The organism is Corynebacterium gottingense, assembly GCF_002285125.1.
Classification (GTDB): domain Bacteria; phylum Actinomycetota; class Actinomycetes; order Mycobacteriales; family Mycobacteriaceae; genus Corynebacterium; species Corynebacterium gottingense.
The window spans coordinates 238179-259760 of the sequence record NZ_NSGN01000002.1 but is presented as its reverse complement, the minus strand read 5'-3'; the positions used below and the strand labels follow the sequence as shown (position 1 = coordinate 259760).

The window sequence follows — 21582 nt, the reverse complement described above, 5'->3', positions numbered from 1 at the left end:
GCCGAGCAGCGCACGCCGCCCAAACCAATTCAACGCAAGGAGTAGACAATGCACACCACCAACAGGGACCTCGCCGGCTACCGCGTGGTGGCGGTCCACGCACACCCGGACGACGAGGCGATCACGATGGGCGGCACGCTCGCGGACCTGGCGGCCCGCGGGGCGGACGTGCTTGTGGTGACCTGCACGCTGGGGGAGGAAGGCGAGGTCATCGGCGAGCCCTACCAGCAGCTCACCGTGGACCACGCCGACCAGCTCGGGGGCTTCCGGATCCGGGAGCTGCAGGAGTCGCTCGCGGCGATGGGCGTGCGCGGCGCGTTCCTCGGCGGCGCGGGCTGCTACCGGGACAGCGGGATGGCCGGGTCCAAGGCGCACGAGAATCCGCGGGCGTTTGTGCATGGGGGGCAGGGGTGCGTCGATAAGCTTGCTGCCCTGCTCGAGGCCGAGCGGCCGCACCTGGTGCTGACCTACGGACCGGACGGTGGGTACGGGCACCCCGACCACATCCGCGCGCACGAGATTGCGCACGCGGCCGCCGAGCAGGTTGGCGTGCCGCGCATCCTGTGGGCAGTGCGGCTGGCGGAGGAGACCAACGCGCTGCTTCCCGCCGAGGCTCCGGAAGGCTGGCGGCTGCCGGAGGACGGCGAGCTCGACGGCGTTGCGCATTCCGACGTCGCGGTGCGGCTTTCCCACACCGCGTACAGCGCGAAGGTGGCGGCGATGCGCGCGCACGCCACCCAGCTGTGGATCGCGGACGGGCGCACCAGCGCCACCAACCCGCACTCGGTCGTGGGGCAGGGGCCGGTGGTGTACTACGCGTTGTCCAACCTCATCGTGCAGCCGATTCAGCCGTACGAGCACTTCCAGCTTGGCGCGGGCGTGCCGATTGAGCGCCCGGAGGACGGGGTGCTCGGGGGTCTGGCTCGGTGACGGAGCCGGCCGTGCGCACGGACTACTCGCGCGGCGAGGTCGTCGCCGCGATGGTGTGGCTGGGCATCGGCGCGCTGGTGTCACTGCTGCTTGAGGTGGTCTACCTGGGCGCGCGCGTGGGCAGCGTCCCCGTGCCCGCGACGGTGCTGGTGGCGCTCGCGTTCAATGTGGTGCTGACCAGGACCGCCCGGTTGTGGGCGCGCGGTGGAGCGTGGATCGCCTTCGTACCCCTGGCGGTGTGGCTGGGCGGGTTCTTCGCCCTCATGTTCGTGCTTCCAGCTGGCGGCCCGCAGCTCGTGCCGGATAATATTCTGACGTTGCTCCTGCTGTTCGCCGGAATTTTGGGTGGCGTTTTCCCGATGCTCCGAGCGAAGTGACATACTGGACAGCATGACTTACGTGATTGCTCAACCATGCGTGGACGTGCTGGACCGCAGCTGCGTCGAGGAGTGCCCCGTCGACTGCATCTATGAAGGCAAGCGCATGCTCTACATCCACCCGGACGAGTGCGTTGACTGCGGCGCGTGCGAGCCGGCTTGCCCCGTCGAGGCCATCTTCTACGAGGACGACACCCCGGACGAGTGGTCGGAGTACTACGACGTCAACGTCAGCTTCTTTGACAAGCTGGGCTCCCCAGGCGGCGCGGCCAAGACGGGCCCGACCGGCTACGACCACCCGTTTGTAGACGCGCTGCCGCCCCAGAACCAGGACTAGGCGTATGCCGGTTACGCCCAAGCGTCAGCCCCTTGGTCAGCGCCTGCCGGAGTTTCCTTGGGACACCATCGCCGAGGTCAAGGCGAAGGCGGCCGCGCACCCCGACGGTATTATCGACCTCTCTGTGGGCACCCCGGTCGACGACGTCGCGCCGTCGATCCAGCTCGCGTTAGTCGAGCACGCGGCCGAGCCCGGCTACCCGCAGACGGTGGGTACGCCGGAGCTGCGCGAGGCGATTGTGGGCGCGATGGCGCGACGTTTCGCGGTCACCGGCCTTGACGAGCGCTCGGTCTTGCCCGTTATCGGCACGAAAGAGGCTATAGCCTGGCTGCCGACGCTGTTGGGGCTGGCCGGCCAGAAAGTGATCATCCCGGAACTTGCGTACCCCACCTACGAGGTCGGCGCGCTGCTCGCCGGTGCGGAGCCGGTGCGTTCCGATACTCCGGTCGAGGGGGCGGCGCTTGCGTTTATCAACTCGCCGTCGAATCCATCCGGCCGGGTGATGAGCGTTGCCGAGATGCGCGAGTGGGTGGAGTTCTCCCGCGACACGGGCGCGATCATTGCGTCCGACGAGTGCTACCTGGGCCTGCCGTGGTCTGCTGAGCCGGTGAGCATCCTCGATCCGCGTGTCTGCGGCGAGGATATGACTGGTCTGCTTGCGCTGCACTCGCTGTCGAAGACGTCGAATTTGGCATCGTATCGCGCGGGCTGGATCGCGGGCGATACAGACTTGGTGCAGGAGCTCCTGTTCGTGCGCAAGCATTCCGGGCTCATGGTGCCCGGGCCCGTGCAGCACGCCATGCGGGCCGCGCTTATCGACGACGCGCATGAGCAGCTCCAAGCCGCCACCTACGCGAAGCGACGCGCCACGTTGCTCGCTGCGCTCGTGGACAGCGGTTTCACCGTCGACCATTCTGAGGCCGGCCTGTACCTGTGGTCGTGCCGCGAGGGCATGGGTGCGCGCGACACACTCGACTGGCTCGCTGAGCGCGGGATCCTGGCCGCTCCGGGCGACTTCTACGGACCGGCGGGGGAGCAGCACGTGCGCATTGGGCTCACTGCCCCGGACGCGCGTATCGACGCTGCGGTGGCGCGCCTGCAGGACTAATAGCGGGCGACGCAGTTTTCGCGTTTTTCTTTCACAGACGGCCACGTACTAGACTGGACAGGTTAGTACGTGGCCGTTGGCGTAGTTGAAGGAGGCATGCGCGCGTGTCGAAGTCGCACATCACCCCGGGGGAGCAGCGAGCCACCCCACCGACCAAAGGGCAACGCGTGGCCACCGGGCTGCGGGAGTTTTTCAAGTTCGGTGTGGTCGGCGGCTCCGGCGTTGTGGTCAACCTGGTGGTGTTCTACCTTGCGAAGAAGGCGCTCGACGCCGGCTGGGATCTGCACGAGGCAGACGCACTGGTGGCGATCCCGGGCACGCGATTTAATGTGCGCTGGTACCACGTCATGTCCACCATCGCGTTCCTGCTGGCGAACGTGTGGAATTACCAACTCAACCGTTCCTGGACCTTCCGCAAGCTCGAGCAGCGCAACTGGTTTGCCGGCTTCTTTCCGTTCCTCGCGACCGGTGGTATTGCGTTTTTGGTGTCGCTGACGTTTATAACGCTGTTCATGAACCCGAACTCGCCGATCGCGCTGCCGGATCACATCCTCGACGACTCCACAGGCTTGCGCACCAAGTCGTATTGGGCGCAGGCGTTGTCCACCTTGATCGCGATGCCGGTGAACTTCATCATCAACAAGGTCTGGGCTTTCAGGAAGCCGAAGGAGATCTCAGCTGCGTGACCTGCGGTATTGCAGGTGGCGGCCATGTTCAACCGCGAACGTGTAGCCGTTGCTTTCCGCGACGTGGCGAGAGGCGGAGTTGCCCGGAAGCATCTCGATCTTGAGCGTCTCGGCCCCGCGCGCAAAGGCATGATCAGTCACGAGGCGCACCGCGCGCGTCATGAGGCCACGTCCGCGTGCCCATGGTGCGGTGTTGTAACCAAAGTTCGCCGCGCCGTCTGGCTCGAGGCGCAGTTCGATGTTGCCCGCGTATCGAGCGTCCACCACTAACGCCCACCGAAACACGCCATCTGGAACGTGGGTGAGGAATTCGTCGAGCATCTCCTCGGTGAACGGCGAAGGCACAGTGGTCCACTCAACCATTCGATCATCAGTGGAGGCAGCGAAGAGGTCCTCGCGCACACCAGGGACAGTGTGTACATGGGACCACGGCAAAAGGGTAAGGCCGCCGTCGACGAGTGCGTCGTCGCGCGGCGGCCACCAGGAAGTGCTAGTTGGCGTGCAGCGCCTCGTTGAGCTCGATGCCCTTTGCGGCAACGACCTCGATGGCTCCGGAGGTGGAGTTGCGGCGGAACTGTAGGCCGTTGGCGCCGGAGAGCTCGAGCGCCTTGATCTCGGTGCCTGGCTCCTTGCCCAGCGCCTCGGCAACCTCGGCGGTGAGCACGACCTTCGCGCCTGCGGTGACGTAGAGGCCGGCTTCGACCACGCAGTCGTCGCCAAGCGAGATGCCAATACCCGCGTTCGCGCCGAGCAGGCAGCGCTCGCCGAGGGTGATGGTTTCCTTGCCACCGCCGGACAGGGTGCCCATGATGGAGGCGCCGCCGCCGATGTCGGTGCCGTCGCCGACGGTCACGCCGGCGGAGATGCGGCCCTCGACCATGGAGGCGCCGAGCGTGCCGGCGTTGAAGTTGACAAAGCCCTCGTGCATCACGGTGGTGCCCTCGGCGAGGTGGGCGCCGAGGCGGATGCGGTCGGCGTCGCCGATGCGCACACCGGCGGGGACGACGTAGTCGACCATGCGGGGGAACTTGTCCACGGAGTAGACGATGACGGGGCCGCGGGCGGCGAGGCGGCCGCGGGTCATCTGGAAGTCGGAGACCTCGCAGGGGCCGTAGTTGGTCCACACCACGTTGGCGAGCAGACCGAACACGCCGTCCATGTTCGCGCCGTGCGGCTTGACCAGGCGGTGGGAGAGCAGGTGCAGGCGGAGGTAGACATCGTAGGCGTCGATCGCCGGCTCGTTGATGTCAGCGATCTGGGTCTCGACGGGGACGCGTGCCACGCCGCGGTCCTCGTCGGGGCCGACCAGGTGGGAGAAGCGCGGGTCTTCCTCCTCCAGGCGGGTGGTGCCGGTTCCCGTCACGGGCTCGCCCAGCTTGGGGGCGGGGTACCAGACGTCGAGGACAGTGCCATCATGGGTCACCGTGGCAATTCCACGGGCAATCGCTGAAGTCATGCCTGTTAGCTTAGATCATCCTGTCGGAGCGCTGCAGCCCTGCCCCGTGTGAATAGGGACGCGACAACAAGTGCTGCGGAAACGATAAGGACGGCGAGGATCTGACCGCGCGCGGAGGCGTCGATAAGCATGAGCCCCACGAGCGCGAGCAGGGCGGCGAGCGTAGCCCACGGCACGAACATCCCACCTTGTACCTCGACGGCGGAATGGCCTTCGCCCGCGCGCATTTCCGGGCGCAGGCGGATGTAGCTCAGCGTGATCATGATCCAGGTGACGATGAGGCAGCCGCCGACCGCGTTCATGAGGAAGCTGAGCAGCCCCGGCGGGTTCCACCACTGCAGACCGACCGCGACGAACGCGAAGAACATGGAAACCAGCACCGAGTTGAAGGGGACGCCACTCGCGTTGGTCTTGGCAAGCCACTTCGGGGCGTCGCCCTCGAGCGCTTGCTGATACGCCAGGCGAGAGGTGCCGAAGATCTGCGCGTTGAACGCCGAGAGCAGCGCGAGCACGATCACGACTTCCATGAAACCGACAACACCGGGCAGGTTTGCCATGGACAAGACCTGGGTAAACGGCGAGTCCGCGGCGGAATCGGCGGCGTCGATCTGCGCGTAGGGCAGTAGGAGGATGATCACCACGACGGAGCCGACGTAGAACAGCGCGATACGCCAGATAATGGAGTTGACCGCGTTCTTCACGGCCTGGGCGGGGTTTTCGGACTCAGCCGCCGCGATGGTGACGACCTCGATGCCGCCGAATGCGAAGGCGACGGCGAGCAAGCCGGCGGCGATACCCGGGATGCCGTTCGGCGCAAAGCCGGATTCCTTCACGTGGGTGAGCCCGACAAAGTCGCTGCCCGGCAGCACGCCCAAGAAGAGGAGGGCACCAATGACCAAAAAGCCCATGATGACCACGATCTTGATCATGGCAAACCAGTACTCAAACTCGCCGAAGCCTTTTACCTGTGCCAGGTTGACCACGGCGAAGAACACCACCGCGACGAGCGCGGGGATCCACTGGGGGACGCCGAACCAGCCGCCCATGATCGCGGCGGCGCCGGTGATCTCTGCGCCGCCGACCATGATGAGCAGGAACCAGTACAGCCAGCCGAGCAGGAACCCGGCCCAGTGGCCGAACGCCTGACGCCCGTAGGTGGCAAACGAGCCGGAGGAGGGGCGCGACGCCGCCATTTCTCCGAGCATGCGCATCACGGCGACCACGATGAGCCCCGCGATAAAGTAGGCGATCAGGATGGCGGGGCCGGCGGCGCGGATGCCCTCGCCGACGCCCAGGAAGAGGCCGGCGCCGACGGCCATCCCAAGGCCCATCAGCGTGAGGTGGCGCGATTTCAGGCCGGTGCCGAGCTCGGAATCAGGGCCGTTGTGGGTGGTAGCGCTGCTCATCGGATGTTCCTTTCGGCCGCCTTCGCGGCGTTGATGCGGAAGGAGTCGGTGCGCGTCCACAGCACACCTGCAATGGCGGCCACGCCGACGACGACGGCCACCGCGAGTAGCTGCGTGCGCCCGTCGGGTGTGGTGAGCATGAGGACGACGAGCGCTGCAGCGAGCGCGATGGTCGCCCAGGGCAGCACGGACGGCGCCCACATGTGCACCTGCGTGATCTCGCCCGTGGCCACGAGTCGCGGGTGGAGGCGCAGGAAGGAGAAGCTGATGGCAAACCAGATCACGATCAGGCAGCCGCCGACCGCGTTGAGCAGGAATGCGAGCAGCCCCGGTGGGTTCCAGTACTGCAGGGCGACGGCGCCGAACCCGAAGCAGACGGAGACGATGACCGCGCGCATGGGCACCCCGCGCGTGTCCGTGGTGGCAAACATCTGCGGGGCGTCGCCGCGCAGCGCCAGGTTGTGCAGAAAGCGGGAGGAGCCGTAGATCTGCGTATTGCACGCCGACAGCAGCGCAACCACGATGACGACCTCCATGATGCCCACCGCGCCCGGGACGTTGGCCAGGTGGAGAACGGCGGTGAAGGGGGACTCGGAGGCGTCCTCGGCTCCGCCGATCTGCCCGAACGGCAGCAGCATGACGATGAGCAGCACGGAGCCGATGTAGAAGAAGCCGATGCGCCAGATGATGGAGCGGATCGCGGCGTGGACCGCCACCTCGGGGTCTTCCGACTCGGCGGCGGCGATGGTGACCAGCTCGATGCCGCCGAAGGCGAATGCGACGGCGAGCATGGCGGTGGCCACGCCGCCCCAGCCGTTGGGCATGAACCCGACCTCGGCGATGTTGCTTGTGCCGACGAAACTGGTGCCGGGCAGCAGACCGAGCCACAGTGCCACGCCCAGGATCAGGAACGCGATGATGACGGAGACCTTGATGAGGGCGAACCAGAACTCGAATTCCCCGAAATTCTTCACCGCGGCGAAGTTGATCACGGTAAACACCACGATGGCCACGAGCGCCGGGATCCACGGCGAGATGCCAAACCAGGCGGCGATGATGGCGGAGGCGCCGGTGATCTCCACGGCCATGATCATGATCATCATGAACCAGTACAGCCAGCCGATGGCAAACCCGGCCCAGGGGCCGAGTGCCTGCTCCGCGTAGGTGGAAAAGGTGCCGGAGGACGGCCGCGCCGCCACCATCTCTGCAAGCATCTGCATGATGCACACGGTGATCGCGCCGGCGATGAGGTAGGCGATGATCACCGCTGGCCCGGCAGCGGCGATGCCCACGCCGGTACCGAGGAAGAGCCCGGCGCCGATTGCGGAACCGAGCCCCATCATGGTCAGATGGCGGGTTTTGAGGCCACGCTCAAGCGAGACGGAGGCAGAAGTCGGTGCGATGACCGACGCGCTGCCAGGGGAATCCTGAGAAGACATGGTCTTACTCTAATCGTTGGCACCGCGACGCGGGCCAATAAGGCTCGCATCGTCCCAGCTGGGGGCTTGAATGCTAATCGACGCTTCCCTGATCCCTCACAACCGGACAATTGCTCATCGCCTCGCGCCGGATGAGCAAGTCGTCCTGCCCGGCGATCTCTTTGGCGGGGATCTCGCGGTCCAGGCGGGCGTCGTACACCACCGATTCCGGCTCGATCATGACGTTGACGCCGACGGTGCAGTTATCGCCCAGGTCCACGCCGAACACGCCGGCTGAGGGGTGCATCGTGCAGTGCTTGCCCACCCGCATTGGGCCGCGGGTGCGTTGCGTGGCGCGCGACGCCATGAGCACGGATGACAACGCCAGGTCCGCGCCCTCGCCGACCACCACGGACGAGGACAGGCGCCCCTCCACCCGCGAGGGGCCGAGCGTGCCCGCGTTAAAGGAGACGTAGCCCTCGCGCAGGACCGACGTGCCCGGCGCGAGGTAGGCGCCGAGGCGGACGCGCTCGGCCTGCGCGATGGACACGCCCGAGGGAACGACGTAGTCCACCATGCGCGGCACCCGCTCGATGCCCCAGACGTGGATCGTGCCGCGGGAGCGCAGGTTGGTGCGGATGAACTCGAAGTTGTCCGTCAGGCACGGGCCCTTGTTGGTCCACACCACGGGCACGAGGTGGCTGAGGCAGTCCTCCATGTTCAACTCGAGCGGCTTGACCAGGCGGTGGGAGAGCAGGTGCAGCCGCAGGTAGACGTCGTGCGCGTCCACCGGTGGCTGTGACAGGTCCGGGATGCGGGTGCGCACCGGGACGAGCTCCACCAGCCGGTCGCGGTCCAGGCCGACGAGGTTGAGGAACCGGTCGGACAGCTCGTTCGCGCTGACGCGCTCGGTGCTTGCGGTAGCGGGTGGCTCGGACGGTGTGGCGTCGATAAGCGCTGGGCTCGGGTACCAGGTGTCCAAGACGGTCCCGTCCATAGCGATGTTGGCAATTCCGGTTGCTTCCGCTCCAATGGGCATGTCCTCATCCTAGGCGGATTGCCGCCCGTAGGATGAGTGGGGTGAACACGCTAGACCTCTTTGCAGACCCAGTCGATCTCACCGCCGCGCTCGTGGACATCGAGTCGCCGTCCCACCACGAGGAGGCGATCGCCGACGCCGTCGAGGGGGCGCTTCGGGCGCTTGCCGACGCCACCGGGGACGGCGCAGTCGACGTGCAGCGGATTGGTAACACCGTCGTCGCCCGCACGCACTTCGGGCGCGAGCAGCGCGTCGTGCTGGCGGGACACATCGACACGGTGCCGCTGGCGGACAACACGCCGCACCGCATTGAGGGCGACACCATGTTTGGCTGCGGGACCGTGGACATGAAAAGCGGCATGGCGTGCTACCTCGGGGCGTTCGCGCGGCTCGTGCGCGGCGAGGCCGAGGCGCCGGGGGAGCGCGCGGCGTTCGATATGACAGTCATTGCCTACGAGGCCGAGGAGGTCGCCCAGGAGTACAACGGGCTGTTCCACCTCGAGCGGGACCACCCGGAGCTGCTTGCGGGCGACATCGCGCTGCTCGGCGAGCCGTCCGGCGGGGTGATCGAGGCCGGCTGTCAGGGCACGATCCGCGTCTTCGTAGACGCGCACGGCACCCGAGCGCACTCCGCGCGCTCGTGGCTGGGGCACAACGCGGCCCACGACCTTGCGGGTGCGCTGACCCGCATCGCCGCCTACGAGCCGCGCCGTGTCACCATCGCCGGCTGCGAGTACCGCGAGGGCATCAACGTCGTCGGCATGGAGGGGTTCGTGGCCACCAATACGATCCCGGACCACGCCCGGCTGATTGTCAACTTCCGCTACGCGCCGGACCGTGACGTGGAGAACGCGAAGGCGCACCTCGAGGAGGTGCTCGCCCTGGAAGACGGGTTGACGCTTGCGTATGACGACGTGGCGCCGGCTGCGCTACCGGGGCTGGACCACCCGGTGGCGGCCAACCTGGTGAAGGCCGTGGGCGGGAACTTCCGTGCGAAGTTCGGATGGACGGACGTGTCCAGGTTCTCTAACCTTGGTGTTCCGGCCGTGAACTTCGGCCCCGGCGATCCGGGCTTTGCTCACAAGAAGGACGAGCAGTGCCCGATCAGCCAGATCCGTGAGGTGTTCGCGCAGCTCATGGACTACCTGTCCCTTCACTGAACATAGAAAAACTTTCCTTACACAAAAACTATGGCACCGCACACCACACCCCGCCCCGACCGTGACCGCAAGCTCCGCGGCCCGCTCATGCTGCGCAGCGACAACGAGCAGGCGTCCACGCACGACCGCCGCTTGCTCGAATCGCTCGGCTCCTCCGACCACGACTGGAAGCACGCAGACCCGTGGCGCGTCATGCGCATCCAGTCCGAGTTCGTGGCCGGCTTCGACGCACTCAGCGAGCTGCCGAAGGCCGTGACTGTCTTCGGTTCCGCGCGGCTGGGCGAGGGTACCCCAGAATACGAGCAGGCGTACCAGGTTGGTCACGGGCTGGTCGAGGCCGGCTACGCCGTGATTACCGGCGGCGGCCCGGGCCTGATGGAGGGGCCGAACCGCGGCGCGCATAACGCCGGCGGCATGTCGGTCGGCCTGGGCATCGAGCTGCCGTTCGAGCAGGGTCTGAACGACTGGGTCGACCTCGGCCTGAACTTCCGCTACTTCTTCGCCCGCAAGACCATGTTCTTGAAGTACTCGCAGGCGTTTATCGCGCTGCCCGGTGGCTTCGGCACGATGGACGAGGTCTTCGAGGTGCTGTGCATGGTGCAGACCGGCAAGGTGACCAACTTCCCGATCGTGCTCATCGGCACCGACTTCTGGTCCGGCCTGGTCGATTGGATGGTCAACCAGCAGCTCGAGCGCGGGCTCATTTCGCCTGGCGACGAAAAACTGTTCCTGGTCACTGACTCGGTTGAGGAGGCCATCGCGCACATCGTGGAGAAGCACCAAGTGATAACGGACGAGCGCCTCGGCGACGCGCAACGCGCTGGTGGACATGAGTAACTCGCTCGCGCGGGTGATGGCCATTGTGAACCGCACCCCGGACTCCTTTTACGACAAGGGCGCGACCTTTGCCATTGAGAAGGCAGCTCAGCGCGCGGACGAGGTCATCGCGGCGGGCGCGTCCATCGTGGACGTCGGCGGCGTCAAGGCCGGGCCGGGCGATGAAGTGGACGTTGACGAAGAGATCGACCGCGTCGTCCCGCTGATTGCCGAGGTCCGCGCGCGCCACCCGGAGGTGTCCATCAGCGTGGACACATGGCGAGCGAGCGTCGCCGAAGCGGCTATCGACGCCGGCGCGGACCTGATCAATGACACCTGGGCTGGCTGGGACCCCGAGCTCGTCGAGGTGGCGGGCCGCCACGCGGTCGGCTACGTCTGCTCCCACACCGGCGGGGTGGTGCCGCGCACCCGCCCGCACCGCGTGCATTTTGATGACGTCGTCACCGACGTGATCCGCGAAACCTCCGCCCTGGCCGAGCGCGCCGTGGACTGTGGCGTGCCCGCCGAGCGCGTGTTCATCGATCCCACCCACGACTTTGGCAAGAACACGTTCCACGGCCTGGAAATCCTGCGCCGGATCGACGAGCTCGTTGCCACCGGCTGGCCGGTGCTCATGGCGCTGTCCAACAAGGACTTCGTGGGCGAGACAGTGGGCCGCACCGACCCAGCGCAACGCGTCGCGGGCACGCTCGCTGCCACTGCCTGGTCGGCCGCCCGCGGCGTCGCCGCCTTCCGCGTCCACAACGTCGCGGAAACCGTGGACGTGATCCGCATGACCGCGGCGATCCAGGGCACCGCCGCGCCGCTAGCCACCGTCCGGGGGCTGGCGTGAGCAGCCCGCGCGTGAGCGTGGTCATCCCGGCGCTGAACGAGGAGCGCACCGTCGCCGGCGTGGTGCGGACCTGCTTCGAGTCGCGCGCCGCGCGCGACGGCGGGGAGGTGCTGGTCATCGACTCCGACTCCACCGACTCCACCGCCAGCGAGGCCGCAGCGGCGGGCGCCCGCGTGGTGAACTGGCGAGACGTTGGTCCCGCCGAGACCGTTCCCGGCAAGGGCGAGGCCCTGTGGCGCGGGGTGCGCGCCGCGAGCGGCGACGTCGTCGTCTTCGTCGACGCGGACGTGACCTCGCTGCGACCCGGCTGGATCGACGCGCTCGCCGCGCCGTTTGCGGACCCGGCGATCCACCTGGTCAAGGCCGCCTACACCCGCGAGCTCAACGGCGGCCCCGGCGGCGGCCGCGTCACCGAGCTCACGGCGAAGCCGCTGCTGCGCGCGCTGTTCCCCGAGCTCGGCCACATCTCCCAGCCGCTCGCCGGCGAGTACGCCATCCGTCGCAGCACCGCGCTGAGCCTGCCGTTTGTCGCCGGCTACGGGGTCGAGGTGGGCTTGCTCCTCGATGTCGCGTCCTCCCACACGCCCGCCGCCGTCACCGAAGTGCAGCTCAGCGCGCGGCGACACCGGAACCGTCCGCTGGAGGAGCTCGCGCCGATGGCGGATGTGATCGTGGCGACGATCCTGGATCGGGCCGCGGGGCGCGGCGCGCTGGGCGAGGTACAGCAGCGCGCTGCGTGGGGCGGGAAGTAGAATAGCGCCCATGCTCTCTTGGATTATCCTGATTCTTGTCTTGGCGCTGTTCAGCGTGCTGGGGACGCTGCTAGCGTCGTCGATTTTTGGGCGCGGTGAGACGCAGCCGCCGATGCCTGATACGGAAGATGTGAAGGCGGCGAATCGCCGCGCGGTTGAGGACGGCAACTTTGACGACATTCAGCTGGAGGTTGTCCACCGCGGGTACCGGATGGACCAGGTCGACGCACTCATCGCGCAGCTGACCGGCCAGGACACCGCGGAGTGGCGCGACGACGAGGCCGCTGAGGCTCGCCCGGCGCAACCCCGCAACCCGCAGAAGGTGGACTCGCACTCGCTCACCGAGGGCGTGAGCGCGGCGGAGTTTGAGTCGCCCGCGACGCTGGAGCCGGCACCGAAAGCTGGGGAAAATCCGTACGGAAAGGCATAGTTAGCTACGGAAATGCTGCTTGACCCGGATGGTCGGGCCCATACAGGCGTATCATTGACTCCATACGTCATTGAGTTCAAAGGAGAGAATACGCATGGCAGCAATGAAGCCGCGCACCGGTAGCGGCCCGATGGAAGCTGTAGAAGAGAGCCGAAAGATTGTGATGCGCATTCCATCCGACGGCGGCGGGCGGCTCGTCGTGGAGATGAGCAAGGAAGAGGCAGCCGAGCTGGGCCAGCTGCTTATCGACGCCGCGGGGCAGTAACCCACGCCGTCACCGCATTCACCCTGCACCGCTTGGCCCGGCCGGCGGTGCGGTAAGCTTTCCACATGCTCAAAGACATCGTGGACGTGCTTGCAGACCCGGCAGATCTTTCCCCGTTGCGGGGCGAGGACGACTTTTCGCGCCTCGTCTCCGAGACGGGGCATTCTTATGACGTGGCCAAGCAGGGCTACGTTACGCTGGCCAGCGGAAAGGGCCTGAACCACGAGGGCGACTCGATCGAGATGATCCACGCCCGCGAAGCCTTCCTCTCGCAGGGGCACTTCGCGCCGTTCGTCGAGGCGGTGACGGAGCAGGTGCATCACGTGTTGGAGCACAGTGCGCCCGAGCCGGGCGACCCGTCAGTTGGGGAGGCGCGCGGCGTGGCCGAACCGGCCGTGCTGGAGGTGGGAGCCGGCACCGGCTACTACCTGGCGCACACGCTGGACAGCGTCGGCGGCGCGCGCGGCATTGGGTTGGATATTTCCGTGCCCGCCGCAAAGCACCTGGCCAAGTCCCACCCGCGCGTCGGCGCCGTGGTGGCCGACGTGTGGAGCCAGCTGCCGGTTCGTGACGGCAGCGTTCACGCCATCATGGATGTCTTCGCGCCCCGCAACCCGGCGGAATTTGCCCGCGTTCTTGCGCCCGGCGGTGAGGTCGTTGCGCTTATCGCGCACCAGGGCCATCTGGACGAGCTGCGCGACCCGCTGGGCATCCTCGGCGTTGAGACGGGCAAACTCGAGCGCATGGTGGAGCAGGCCAAGGGCCACCTGGAGCTGGCTTCGGAGCCGCAGCTCATCGAGTACACGATGCGCCTGGAGCGCGACGCGATCGCCGCGCAGGTAGGGATGAGCCCGTCGGCGCGCCACGTGGCGCCGGACGTGCTGCAGGAGCGCCTCGCGGCGCTGCCGGAGCACATGGACGTGACGGCGCGCGGCCAGCTAGTCCGGCTGCGCAAGGCGTAGGCCGGAGCGGGCGTCTACCGGGCGCTGGGGAACCCCCGGCGCCACTCGTTGTAGATCTCGGCGTCGCCCGCCGCGCGGGAGCGGATTCCGCTGTAGCCGGTGGCGGACCAGATGCGGGATGCGGTGACGACGCTGCCGCCGCCCGCGTAGACCTCGAGGGTGGAGCCGTCGACGATGACGGTGATGTTGTCCTCATCGTCGTCGTGCACCTCCGCGACAGCGGGGTTGCCGTCGAGACGGTCGACGGTGAGGGTCTCCCCGTTGTGGCTGATCACAGCCACCGGCTCGCCGTTGCCGTCCAGCACCTCGGCCTCCACGGACGAGCCCGCAGGGATGTCGCACAGCGCCGTCCACATCAGTGCGTGGCGCGACGACTGCACCGCCTCCGGCAGCCCGCCGGCGGGGACCTGGTAGAGCTGCCCGTGCTGCAGGGTCGCGCGGCGCGGCAGCGTCAGCGTGTTCGCCCAGCCCTCGGACTCCCAGTTCGGCTCCTTGGTCGGGTCGCCCTGGCGGCCGGAGTCGGTCATGAAACCGAACAGGTAGGTCCGCTCGTAGCGGTCCTCGGCGTTCGACGGCTCCAGGGTGTAGGCGGAGTTGCGGGGGCGGGTGAAGTCGTGGCCGTAGTCTAGCGGCTTTGCCTGGGATGTCACGGTGAAGACGCTGCCTTTGAGCACGCCGACGAGGTACACGGTGCGGTCCTTGCCGTCGATCTCGGCGGTGAGGAAGAGGACGTCGTAGATCTCGCCGTCCACTTCGTCGCGCAGGCGGGAGATGCGCGGGGCGACGAGCGGCTTGGTCACATCGAGGCCGGGGTCGCCGTCGAAGGTCAGCGCGCCGTCGACAAGCCAGCTCTGGCCGTCGTGCGAGGAAAGGACGACGGGCACGGGTGCCTCGAGCGAGCCGGTGACCGCGAGCATGAGCCAGCCGTCGTGGCCGCGCTCGCGGTTGTCGTCTTCCTCCCAGTCAGGGACGACGCAGGGGGAGCGGAAGTTGGTGTAGACCTGGCCGTCGACCTCCGTGTCCTGGACCACCGCACCGAGGCGCTTGACGCCGGCGGAAGGGAGCAGTTCGCCGGTTTCGGACTCCTCCAGCTCCTCGCAGAGCGCGGCCAGGTCGTCGGCGTGCGCGCGCTGCACGGTGTCGCCCGCAGAGGTGTTGGAGGTGAAGTATAGGTCCGCGCCGTCATCGGTGGCGACGACCGCACCGGCGCGGACGTTGAGCTCACCGCCGATGGCGACGAGGGCGTCGTTGCACTCGAGCCAGCTGAACGGGTCCTGCTCGCTCATGTCGTGCCCCCACGCGCTCGGGGAGTCCGGGGTGAGCTTGTACTGGTAGAACATGTGCCACACGCGCTCGCCGCGCTCGCCGGCGCGGATCACACCTGCGGGGCCCTCGAGGACGCCGCGCTCGGCGGTCACGTGCAGTTCGGGTCTGTAAACGCTCATACTTAGTTCTGTTTCCTCTACAGCAGCTTCTTGTATACGTCCACGGTTTCCTGCGCGATAGTAGACCAGGAGAACGTGTCGCGGGCGCGCGCCAGGCCCGCGGCGCCCATGCGCTTCGCCGTCTCCGGGTCCCCGACCAGCGCGTTGACTGCCTCGGCGAGGGCCTGCTCAAAGGCCTCCGGATCGTGCTCGTCGTAATCAACGAGGGTGCCGGTCTCGCCGTCAACCACGACCTCCGGGATGCCGCCGACTCGCGACGCCACCACGGCGGTCTCGCACGCCATGGCCTCCAGGTTGACGATGCCCAGTGGCTCGTAGATCGACGGGCAGACGAACACGTCCGACGAAGCGTAGACCTCGCGGATCTTCTCCGGCGGCAGCATGTCCTGCACCCAGAAGATGCCGTCGCGCTGCGCGCGCAGCTTCTCGACGAGCCCCTGCGTCTCCGCCGCAATCTCCGGGGTGTCCGGGGCGCCGGCGCAGAGGATCAGTTGCACATCCTCGTCGAACTGCTGCGCCGCCTTGAGCAGGTGGGGCACACCCTTCTGGCGGGTGATTCGGCCGACGAACGAGACGACCGGCTTCGCCGGGTCCACCCCGAGCTCCTCTAGAATCGTCGCCTGGCCGGGGTACCAGTTGTTGGTGTCGATCCCGTTGAGCACCACGTGGACCTTGTCCGGCTCAATGCGCGGGTACGCCCGCAGGATCGCGTCCTTCATGCCGGAGGACACCGCGATGACCGCGTCGGCGTACTCCATGGCATTCCGCTCGCTCCAAGAGGAAACGTTGTAGCCTCCGCCGAGCTGCTCGCGCTTCCACGGGCGGTCCGGCTCCAGCGAGTGCGCGGTGACCACGTGCGGGATTTCGTGGAGCTGGGATGCCAGGTGGCCGCCCAGACCCGCGTACCAGGTGTGGGAGTGCACCAGGTCCAACCCGCTCGCCGCGTTGGCCATGCGCAGGCCGGTGGACAGCGTCTTGATCGCGCCGTTCGCGTCGGTGAGCTCCGGGTCTACGCCGTGGACGTAGACGTTGTCCATCTCGCGCGGCTTCCCCATGCAGTGCACGTCGACGTCGATAAGCTCGCGCATAAAGCGCGTCAGCTCAGTGACGTGCACGCCGGCACCACCGTAGATCTCCGGTGGGTACTCTCTGGTCATCATTCCGACTCTCATGAGCCCCAACAGTAGTGAGGAATGCGCGGCGCTGCAGGAACCCGAACGGGAGGTGTGGTGCGTACCCCTAAAGTGGTGAAAATGTGTACATAGCCACTGCGGGAGACGTTGCTTTTCAATACTCTGGTGGGCGTGAAAAGCCAGCCAAGAGTCCTCGCCATCGTCCTCGCGGGCGGCGAAGGGAAGCGACTGTTCCCCCTGACCGCCGACCGTGCCAAGCCTGCAGTCCCGTTTGGCGGTAACTACCGCCTCATCGACTTCGTTCTGTCCAACCTGGTCAACGCGGGGTACATGCGCATCGCCGTGTTGACGCAGTACAAGTCCCACTCGCTCGACCGCCACGTCGCCACCGCGTGGAACGTGTCCGGCCCAACCCCGCAGTACATCGCGTCCGTGCCCGCGCAGCAGCGCCGCGGCAAGCGCTGGTACAACGGCTCGGCGGACGCGATCGTGCAGTCACTCAACCTCATTTATGACGACAAACCGGACTACGTCCTCGTCTTCGGTGCGGACCACGTCTACCGCATGGACCCGTCGCAGATGGTGGAAAACCACATCGCCTCGGGTAAGTCAGCCACCGTCGCCGGCATCCGCGTGCCGCGTGCGGAGGCCACCGCGTTCGGCTGCATTCAGTCCGACGAAAACGGCACGATCACGGAGTTCCTGGAAAAGCCGGCCAACCCGCCGGGCACCCCGGATGACCCGAACGTGACGTTCGCGTCCATGGGCAACTACGTCTTTTCCACCGAGGCGCTCGTGCAGGCCTTGCTGGAGGATGAGCAGAACGAGGACTCCGCCCACGACATGGGCGGGGACATCATCCCGTACTTTGTGAACCAGGGCGAGGCGAACGTCTACGACTTCTCCGAGAACCACGTGCCGGGCGCGACCGAGCGCGACAAGGGGTACTGGCGCGACGTCGGCACCATCGACTCGTTCTACGAGGCGCACATGGACCTGATCTCCTCGCACCCGATCTTCAACCTCTACAACAACGCGTGGCCGATCCACTCCACCGAGGACGGCAACCTCCCGCCCGCCAAGTTCGTCATGGGCGGCATCGCACAGGAGTCCATCGTGGCCTCCGGTTCCATCATCTCCGGCGCGACGGTGCGCAATTCCGTCCTGTCCACGGACGTGCGCGTGGAAGAGGGCGCGACCGTGGAGGGGTCCGTGCTCATGCCGGGCGTGCGCGTGGGCAAGGGGGCAGTGGTGCGCCACTGCATTCTGGACAAAAACGTCTACGTGTCCGATGGTGAGATCATCGGCGTGGACCCGCAGCGCGATCGCGAGCGCTACAAGGTCTCCGACAACGGCGTGGTCGCCGTTGGCAAGAACGAAGTGGTCTAGCGCTTCGTCACAAGCGTCAGTCCCCCGTCGAGGGGCAGACGCGTGACGACGCCACCGTGCTCTGCCGCGAAGGTCTCCGCGTAGTCGTCCGCCTCGCGGGCGGCCGCGGTCGCGCGGTCGCGGCGGGTGGCGTCGGCGACCGTGCCGTCCAGCAGCGAGCCGGCGAGCACGAGGGTGCCGCCGGGGGTGAGGAGGGGCCACGCGGCGTCGATGATCGCCCCGAGCTCAACGGGCGAGACGTCCGCGTAGATGACCTGGTAGGCGTCATTGGCCAGGCGGCCCATCACATCGAGCGGACGGGCGGTGAGGAAGCGGACCCGCGAGGGCGCGTACCCCGCGGCGCGCACTGCGGCCTTCGTGCCGGACTGCAGCGCGGCCTCGGGCTCGATGCAGGTCAGGGTGGACTTTTCCGGCAGGCCGCGCAGCAGGTGCAGGCCCACGGTGCCCGCGGCCGGGGTGACGGCGACGGCGCCCTGCGCGGCGTCTGCGCGCGCGCCCGCCGCGGCGAGGGTTGTCAGCAGCGTGCCCACGGTCGGGGAGGGCAGGCTCACGCCGTTCTCCTCGGCCTCAACGCGGGCGACCTCGAGCCCTTGGCTGAACGGGTCCGCGTCCGCCGCGCCCTTCGCGTGGTTCGCGCGCTGGTCGATGTAGGCGATCATTTGGGAAAAAGCTGTCTCACTCACACCGCACATCATAGCGAGCTGCGGATCGTGAGCGGATTGTTACCCGCCACCAGGCAAAGTGCCGGGCAAAGTGTTGCCCAGGCTTAGTTATCTCTGCCACAATAGAGTAATGACTTCACCGCGCGAGCAGCCCACCCCGAACGCCGACACGCTGACGGGCACTGCGGCGTTTGACGCTGGCCAGGGCGGGATGCCCACCTGGGCCGAGTTGGTTGCGGAGCACGCGGACAGCGTCTACCGCCTTGCGTTCCGCCTCTCCGGCAACCAACAGGACGCGGAGGACCTCACGCAGGAGACGTTCATGCGCGTCTTCCGCAACCTGAAGAGCTACAAGCCCGGCACATTCGAGGGCTGGCTGCACCGCATCACCACCAATTTGTTCCTGGACATGGTGCGCCACCGCGCCACCATCCGGATGGAGGCGCTGCCGGAGGACTACGAGCGCGTCCCAGGCACCGACATGACGCCGGAGCAGGCGTACACGGTGGCCAACCTCGATCCCGCGCTCCAGCACGCGCTGGACGAGCTCGGCCCGGACTTCCGCGTCGCCGTGGTGCTTTGTGACGTCGTCGGGATGACCTACGAGGAGATCGCCGACACCCTCGGCGTGAAGATGGGCACGGTCCGCTCGCGCATCCACCGCGGCCGTCAGCAGCTGCGCGCGTCGCTGGAGGCGCAGGCAACACACGATCAAGCGGCGAAGGACCTGATCCGGGCGCGGTAGTCTTACCTGCTGCGCGGGGCGGTCAGCGCATTCGGCGCCGGACGGGCGTACGCTAGGTGCAAATTGGGCCAGTGGCCTCAACATGCGATCGAGCGAGCACGAGGAGTAAAGGAGCGCACTGAGTGGGCGAGGTGAGCAGGGTGAGCAAGAAGATGCCGTCGGCTGTGTCGGCCTCCGGCGCACCCCGGCGCAAGCAGTTTTCCTCCACCGAGCACCTCAGCCCCGAGGCCATCGCCGCGTTCACCGACAACGAGCTCAGCGCCACGGCGGCGCGTCGCGCCCGTTCGCACCTGATGCAGTGCGCGGAATGCTTCGCCGAGGTGCAGGCGCAACGCGTCACCTCCCAGCGGGTGCGCCGTTGCAACGACGATGACTTGCACGCCCCGGACTCGCTGGTCGAGCGGCTGGCGCATTTGTGCAGCGACGACGTCGCCGACCGTCCGGGGGCGGATCTCTCCGCGCAGTCTCACGGCAGCATGTTGGACAAGATGGAAGTAGTTTTCCGTACGCTGAGGCGCCGCGGGTAGAGGGAGCAGGCAGTGTTTTCCAACATCGGCTGGGGCGAGATTTTCTTCATCCTCATCATCGGCCTCATCGTCATCGGCCCCGAGCGTCTGCCGGGCGTGATCCAGGACGTCCGCGCAGCCATTTATGCGGCCCGCAAAGCCATCAACAATGCGAAAGCGGAGCTCAACGGCGAATTTGAGGAGTTTGAGGAGTTCCGCGCGCCCATGCAGAAGGTAAGCAAGTACGCCGCCATGGGCCCTAAGCGTGCGATGGCGCAGATGCTTTTCGACGATGACGTTAAGGACGCGAACGCCCCCGGACACACCGACCCGCGCGCGGCGCTTCGCGACGACCCGCAGGCCCGGACCCCCAAGCCGCCCGTCAACCCGGGCGAGCCGGGCGGGGGCTCCACCCGCCAGGTGGCGCGGCGCGACGCCCAAGGAAAGCGCAAGCCGGACACCTCCGGCGGCGGATTCTCCTGGGCCGACATCACCTAGGCGCAGGCAGCGCCAGGGGCTACTTCACGCCGAGGTTCAAGCTCTTGCCCGCCAGCGAGGTGCGGCGGATCTTTAGTTTGTTTGCAACCTCCGTGATGGCCTTGGCAGCGGGGGAGTCGGGCTCATCGAGCACGACCGGCGTGCCCGTGTCCCCGTGCTCGCGCAGCTTCGGGTCCAGCGGGATCGACCCGAGCAGCGGGACCTCATTATCCGTCAGCGCGGTGAGGCGCTCGGCGACCTGCTCGCCGCCGCCCTCGCCGAAGATGTGCATGGTGGAGCCGTCCGGCATGACCATGCCCGCCATGTTCTCAATCACGCCCGCGATCGGCTGATCCGTCTGCTGCGAAATAGTGCCCGCGCGCTCCGCCACCTCCGCGGCCGCGGCCTGCGGGGTGGTGACGATGAGCAGCTCGGCGTTGGGCACCAGCTGCGCCACGGTGATGGCCACGTCGCCGGTCCCCGGCGGCAGGTCCATGAACAGGACGTCGAGGTCGCCCCAGTACACGTCCGCGAGGAACTGCTGGATGGCGCGGGTGAGCATCGGGCCGCGCCACACGATCGGGGCGTTGCCCTCCACGAACTGGCCGACGGAGATGTGGCGGACGCCGTGCGCGATCGGCGGCATGAGCATCTCGTCCACCACAGTCGGGCCCTGCCCCGCGGAGCCCATGAGGCCGGGGATGGAGTGGCCGTAGATGTCGGCGTCGATAATGCCCACGGAAAGCCCCTGCTTGGCCAGCGACGTGGCGAGGTTGACGGTCATGGAGCTCTTGCCCACGCCACCCTTGCCCGAAGCGACCGCGAAGACGCGAGTCCGTGAGTTCGGGTCGGCGAACGGGATCGCGGGGCCGCTCTGCTGGCCGCGGAGGGACTGTGCGAGCTCGCGCCGCTGCTCGTCGCTCATCGTGTGCAAGGTGACCGAGACTTCGCCTATGCCCTCGAGGTCCTCGAGCACCGCGCGCGTGTTGGACTCGATGGTGTCTCGCATCGGGCAGCCGGCGATGGTCAGGTATACGCCCACGGCGACATCGTTGCCGTCAATGGACACGGACTCGACCATGTTGAGCTGCGTGATCGGCTTGCCAATCTCGGGGTCCTCGACACGCGAGAGGGCCTCGTAGACGGCGTCTTTGGTAATCGGGGAAGTGTCAGTCATAACGCCTACCAAGTATAGGGTGGCGCGCGACGTGGCAGAAACGGCGTAGCGCG

The 21582-nt window shown here is 67.2% G+C and carries 25 protein-coding genes; 16 read left to right on the top strand and 9 right to left on the bottom strand.

The annotated features are described in order from the left end of the window. Positions 1–48: 48 nt before the first annotated feature. The 5 genes from mshB to CKJ82_RS03345 all read left to right on the top strand — a co-directional run bounded on the left by mshB (position 49) and on the right by CKJ82_RS03345 (position 3438). Positions 49–930 carry an N-acetyl-1-D-myo-inositol-2-amino-2-deoxy-alpha-D-glucopyranoside deacetylase gene (gene mshB / locus CKJ82_RS03365; RefSeq protein ID WP_095537011.1) on the top strand — a complete coding sequence of 294 codons (882 nt, stop codon included), beginning with the start codon at positions 49–51 and terminating at the stop codon, positions 928–930. 11 nt (positions 931–941) lie between these two features. Beyond that, positions 942–1307 (top strand): hypothetical protein, encoded by a 366-nt coding sequence (locus CKJ82_RS03360; RefSeq protein ID WP_095276197.1) that lies wholly within the window; start codon positions 942–944, stop codon positions 1305–1307. Positions 1308–1320: 13 nt separating this feature from the next. Continuing rightward, positions 1321–1644, top strand: a complete 324-nt coding sequence (gene fdxA, locus CKJ82_RS03355) for a ferredoxin (protein WP_095537010.1) — start codon at positions 1321–1323, stop codon at positions 1642–1644. Positions 1645–1648: 4 nt separating this feature from the next. Next, on the top strand, positions 1649–2752 hold the full coding sequence (dapC, locus tag CKJ82_RS03350; protein WP_095537009.1) for a succinyldiaminopimelate transaminase: 1104 nt from the start codon (positions 1649–1651) through the stop codon (positions 2750–2752). A 104-nt stretch (positions 2753–2856) separates the two neighbouring features. After that, positions 2857–3438 carry a GtrA family protein gene (locus CKJ82_RS03345; RefSeq protein WP_369825007.1) on the top strand — a complete coding sequence of 194 codons (582 nt, stop codon included), beginning with the start codon at positions 2857–2859 and terminating at the stop codon, positions 3436–3438. Here CKJ82_RS03345 and CKJ82_RS03340 read toward each other — a convergent pair. The 5 genes from CKJ82_RS03340 to CKJ82_RS03320 all read right to left on the bottom strand — a co-directional run bounded on the left by CKJ82_RS03340 (position 3427) and on the right by CKJ82_RS03320 (position 8757). Further along, complete coding sequence (locus tag CKJ82_RS03340) at positions 3427–3840, bottom strand: GNAT family N-acetyltransferase (RefSeq protein ID WP_133064003.1); 414 nt, start codon at positions 3838–3840, stop codon at positions 3427–3429. The two genes, CKJ82_RS03345 and CKJ82_RS03340, sit on opposite strands and share 12 nt — an antisense overlap. 88 nt (positions 3841–3928) lie before the next feature. Further along, positions 3929–4894, bottom strand: a complete 966-nt coding sequence (gene dapD / locus CKJ82_RS03335; protein ID WP_095537008.1) for a 2,3,4,5-tetrahydropyridine-2,6-dicarboxylate N-succinyltransferase — start codon at positions 4892–4894, stop codon at positions 3929–3931. A 5-nt stretch (positions 4895–4899) separates the two neighbouring features. Beyond that, positions 4900–6300, bottom strand: a complete 1401-nt coding sequence (locus CKJ82_RS03330; protein ID WP_095537007.1) for an amino acid permease — start codon at positions 6298–6300, stop codon at positions 4900–4902. After that, on the bottom strand, positions 6297–7703 hold the full coding sequence (locus CKJ82_RS03325) for an amino acid permease (protein ID WP_420838543.1): 1407 nt from the start codon (positions 7701–7703) through the stop codon (positions 6297–6299). Before CKJ82_RS03325 ends, CKJ82_RS03330 begins: the two co-directional genes overlap by 4 nt. 109 nt (positions 7704–7812) lie before the next feature. Continuing rightward, entirely contained in the window at positions 7813–8757 is a 945-nt protein-coding gene (locus CKJ82_RS03320) for a 2,3,4,5-tetrahydropyridine-2,6-dicarboxylate N-succinyltransferase (protein ID WP_095535122.1), read from the bottom strand. 32 nt (positions 8758–8789) lie between these two features. On the opposite strand from CKJ82_RS03320, the gene dapE reads away from it, so the two are divergent. The 7 genes from dapE (at position 8790) to CKJ82_RS03285 (ending at position 13995) form a co-directional block, all read left to right on the top strand. Beyond that, the gene (dapE, locus tag CKJ82_RS03315; protein ID WP_095537005.1) at positions 8790–9917 is read left to right on the top strand and encodes a succinyl-diaminopimelate desuccinylase; all 1128 of its coding nucleotides are present in this window, start codon (positions 8790–8792) and stop codon (positions 9915–9917) included. A 30-nt stretch (positions 9918–9947) separates the two neighbouring features. Then, positions 9948–10754 (top strand): LOG family protein, encoded by an 807-nt coding sequence (locus CKJ82_RS03310; protein WP_095537004.1) that lies wholly within the window; start codon positions 9948–9950, stop codon positions 10752–10754. Further along, positions 10747–11586, top strand: a complete 840-nt coding sequence (gene folP, locus CKJ82_RS03305) for a dihydropteroate synthase (RefSeq protein WP_240510660.1) — start codon at positions 10747–10749, stop codon at positions 11584–11586. Before CKJ82_RS03310 ends, folP begins: the two co-directional genes overlap by 8 nt. Further along, positions 11583–12338: a glucosyl-3-phosphoglycerate synthase gene (locus tag CKJ82_RS03300; RefSeq protein ID WP_240510659.1), complete on the top strand. Its 756-nt coding sequence runs from the start codon at positions 11583–11585 to the stop codon at positions 12336–12338. The genes folP and CKJ82_RS03300 overlap by 4 nt, the downstream gene beginning before the upstream one ends. 10 nt (positions 12339–12348) lie before the next feature. After that, a complete protein-coding gene (locus tag CKJ82_RS11915) occupies positions 12349–12768 on the top strand; it encodes a cell division protein DivIVA (RefSeq protein WP_205691357.1) in 420 nt (139 codons plus the stop codon). 94 nt (positions 12769–12862) lie between these two features. Then, positions 12863–13033, top strand: a complete 171-nt coding sequence (locus CKJ82_RS03290; protein WP_095275850.1) for a DUF3117 domain-containing protein — start codon at positions 12863–12865, stop codon at positions 13031–13033. A gap of 65 nt (positions 13034–13098) precedes the next feature. Beyond that, a complete protein-coding gene (locus tag CKJ82_RS03285) occupies positions 13099–13995 on the top strand; it encodes a methyltransferase domain-containing protein (RefSeq protein ID WP_095537002.1) in 897 nt (298 codons plus the stop codon). A gap of 14 nt (positions 13996–14009) precedes the next feature. Here the strand turns inward: CKJ82_RS03285 and CKJ82_RS03280 are convergent, their stop codons facing one another. Together CKJ82_RS03280 and glgA are read right to left on the bottom strand one after the other, a co-directional pair. Next, entirely contained in the window at positions 14010–15440 is a 1431-nt protein-coding gene (locus tag CKJ82_RS03280; RefSeq protein ID WP_095537001.1) for a GH32 C-terminal domain-containing protein, read from the bottom strand. A gap of 17 nt (positions 15441–15457) precedes the next feature. Next, positions 15458–16612 carry a glycogen synthase gene (glgA, locus tag CKJ82_RS03275; RefSeq protein ID WP_165765363.1) on the bottom strand — a complete coding sequence of 385 codons (1155 nt, stop codon included), beginning with the start codon at positions 16610–16612 and terminating at the stop codon, positions 15458–15460. Positions 16613–16744: 132 nt separating this feature from the next. On the opposite strand from glgA, the gene glgC reads away from it, so the two are divergent. Further along, entirely contained in the window at positions 16745–17962 is a 1218-nt protein-coding gene (glgC, locus tag CKJ82_RS03270) for a glucose-1-phosphate adenylyltransferase (protein ID WP_408910777.1), read from the top strand. Here glgC and CKJ82_RS03265 read toward each other — a convergent pair. After that, the gene (locus tag CKJ82_RS03265; RefSeq protein WP_095536999.1) at positions 17959–18645 is read right to left on the bottom strand and encodes an O-methyltransferase; all 687 of its coding nucleotides are present in this window, start codon (positions 18643–18645) and stop codon (positions 17959–17961) included. The two genes, glgC and CKJ82_RS03265, sit on opposite strands and share 4 nt — an antisense overlap. Before the next feature lie 109 nt (positions 18646–18754). Between CKJ82_RS03265 and sigE the strand changes: the two genes are divergently transcribed. From sigE to tatB, 3 genes are all read left to right on the top strand, one after another. Next, entirely contained in the window at positions 18755–19369 is a 615-nt protein-coding gene (sigE, locus tag CKJ82_RS03260; RefSeq protein WP_095536998.1) for an RNA polymerase sigma factor SigE, read from the top strand. A 140-nt stretch (positions 19370–19509) separates the two neighbouring features. Continuing rightward, the gene (locus CKJ82_RS12085; protein ID WP_133064002.1) at positions 19510–19896 is read left to right on the top strand and encodes an anti-sigma factor family protein; all 387 of its coding nucleotides are present in this window, start codon (positions 19510–19512) and stop codon (positions 19894–19896) included. Between the two features lie 12 nt (positions 19897–19908). Further along, entirely contained in the window at positions 19909–20373 is a 465-nt protein-coding gene (tatB, locus tag CKJ82_RS03250) for a Sec-independent protein translocase protein TatB (protein WP_095275863.1), read from the top strand. 19 nt (positions 20374–20392) lie between these two features. On the opposite strand, the gene CKJ82_RS03245 is transcribed toward tatB, so the two are convergent. Further along, positions 20393–21529: an Mrp/NBP35 family ATP-binding protein gene (locus tag CKJ82_RS03245; RefSeq protein ID WP_095275865.1), complete on the bottom strand. Its 1137-nt coding sequence runs from the start codon at positions 21527–21529 to the stop codon at positions 20393–20395. Positions 21530–21582 lie beyond the last annotated feature (53 nt).